The sequence below is a fragment of the Dietzia sp. CH92 genome (assembly GCF_032248695.1).
In the GTDB taxonomy this organism is placed as follows: Bacteria; Actinomycetota; Actinomycetes; order Mycobacteriales; family Mycobacteriaceae; genus Dietzia.
Genome location: NZ_JAVHXC010000016.1, coordinates 1 through 2,500 on the forward strand (window position 1 = coordinate 1; position 2,500 = coordinate 2,500).

At 55.5% G+C, this 2,500-nt stretch carries 1 rRNA gene; it reads right to left on the reverse strand.

Going from position 1 to position 2,500, the window contains the following annotated elements:
- Positions 1-2,369 (reverse strand): 23S ribosomal RNA (locus RWK90_RS17225); the annotation flags it as partial.
- Between the last annotated feature and the right edge of the window lie 131 nt (positions 2,370-2,500).

The following is a 2,500-nucleotide window of genomic DNA, read 5'->3' on the forward strand; positions in this document are numbered from 1 at the left end:
TATTTCAACAACGACTCCACACACACTGGCGTGCATGCTTCACAGTCTCCCACCTATCCTACACAAACCGAATCGAACGCCAATACCAAGCTATAGTAAAGGTCCCGGGGTCTTTTCGTCCTGCCGCGCGTAACGAGCATCTTTACTCGTAATGCAATTTCGCCGAGTCTGTGGTCGAGACAGCAGAGAAGTCGTTACGCCATTCGTGCAGGTCGGAACTTACCCGACAAGGAATTTCGCTACCTTAGGATGGTTATAGTTACCACCGCCGTTTACTGGGGCTTAAATTCTCAGCTTCGCCTTGCGGCTAACCGGTCCTCTTAACCTTCCAGCACCGGGCAGGCGTCAGTCCGTATACATCGACTTACGTCTTCGCACGGACCTGTGTTTTTAGTAAACAGTCGCTTCTCTCTGGTCTCTGCGACCACCCCCAGCTCACGGAGCAAGTCCGGTCACCGGGCGTGGTCCCCCTTCTCCCGAAGTTACGGGGGCATTTTGCCGAGTTCCTTAACCACAGTTCTCTCGATCGCCTTGGTATTCTCTACCTGACCACCTGTGTTGGTTTGGGGTACGGGCCGTGTATGAACTCACTAGAGGCTTTTCTCGGCAGCATAGGATCACTGAATTCCCCACAACGGGTATGCATCAAGTCTCAGCCTTATGTGTGACACGGATTTGCCTATGTCACGGCCTACACTCTTACACCAGTACAACCACTGACTGGCCCAGCTACCTTCCTGCGTCACCCCATCGCTTGGCTACTACCAGATCAGGTCCCGCGCATCCCCACCACGTACACCGAAGTGTCTCTAGGTGGTTTTGGGCGGTTAGTATCACTGATTCACCATGGGCGCGCATACACGGGTACGGGAATATCAACCCGTTGTCCATCGACTACGCCTGTCGGCCTCGCCTTAGGTCCCGACTCACCCTGGGCAGATTAGCTTGACCCAGGAACCCTTGGTCATCCGGCGGACGAGTTTCTCACTCGTCATTCGCTACTCATGCCTGCATTCTCACTCGTGTGGCCTCCACACCTGGATCACTCCGGCGCTTCTATGGCCACACGACGCTCCCCTACCCATCCATACACCTGCCCGGAGGAGGTTATTGTATGAATGCCGCGGCTTCGGCGGTGTACTTGAGCCCCGCTACATTGTCGGCGCAGGACCACTTGACCAGTGAGCTATTACGCACTCTTTCAAGGGTGGCTGCTTCTAAGCCAACCTCCTGGCTGTCTCAGCGATCCCACATCCTTTTCCACTTAGTACACGCTTAGGGGCCTTAGCCGGCGATCTGGGCTGTTTCCCTCTCGACTATGAAGCTTATCCCCCACAGTCTCACTGCCGCACTCTCACACCTCGGCATTCGGAGTTTGGCTGACGTCAGTAACCTTGTAGGGCCCATCGGCCATCCAGTAGCTCTACCTCCGAGGTGAAACATGCGACGCTGCACCTAAATGCATTTCGGGGAGAACCAGCTATCACGGAGTTTGATTGGCCTTTCACCCCTACCCACAACTCATCCCCTCAGTTTTCAACCTAAGTGGGTTCGCGCCTCCACGACGTCTTACCGTCGCTTCACACTGGCCATGGGTAGATCACTCCGCTTCGGGTCTAGAGCATGCCACTAACATCGCCCTATTCGGACTCGCTTTCGCTACGGCTTCCCCACACGGGTTAACCTCGCGACATACCACTAACTCGCAGGCTCATTCTTCAAAAGGCACGCCATCAGCCCGAAAGCCTCTGACGGATTGTAAGCACACGGTTTCAGGTACTATTTCACTCCCCTCCCGGGGTACTTTTCACCATTCCCTCACGGTACTAATCCGCTATCGGTCACCAAGGAGTATTTAGGCTTACCGGGTGGTCCCGGCAGATTCACAGCAGATTTCACGGGCCCGCTGCTACTTGGGTACACAAATCGTTGGGCCGCAAGGCTTTCAGGTACGGGACTCTCACCCTCTCCGGCCGACCCTTCCAAGTCGTTCCCCTAACCCGCGATCACTCAACGCCCGGTCCGGCAGAACCAAGGACATCGCGCCCCACAACACCACACACGCAACCCCTGCCGGGTATCACACGCATGCGGTTTAGCCTGATCCGCGTTCGCTCGCCGCTACTGACGGAATCACTGTTGTTTTCTCTTCCTGCGGGTACTGAGATGTTTCACTTCCCCGCGTTCCCTCCACGCACCCTATGTATTCAGATACGGGTAACACGCCATCACGCGTGCTGGGTTTCCCCATTCGGACACCCTCGGATCACAGCTCGTTTGGCAGCTCCCCGAGGCTTATCGCAGCCTACTACGTCCTTCATCGGCTCTTGGTGCCAAGGCATCCACCGTGTGCTCTTACACACTTACATTCACAAACAATTAAAGATGCTCGCGTCCACTGTGCAGTTCTCAAACAACACACACCAACCCCACCCACACCCACGACCCGAAGGTCATCGGAAGGCGTATCGGGAATCAGTGCCACCAGAAACAACCAAAC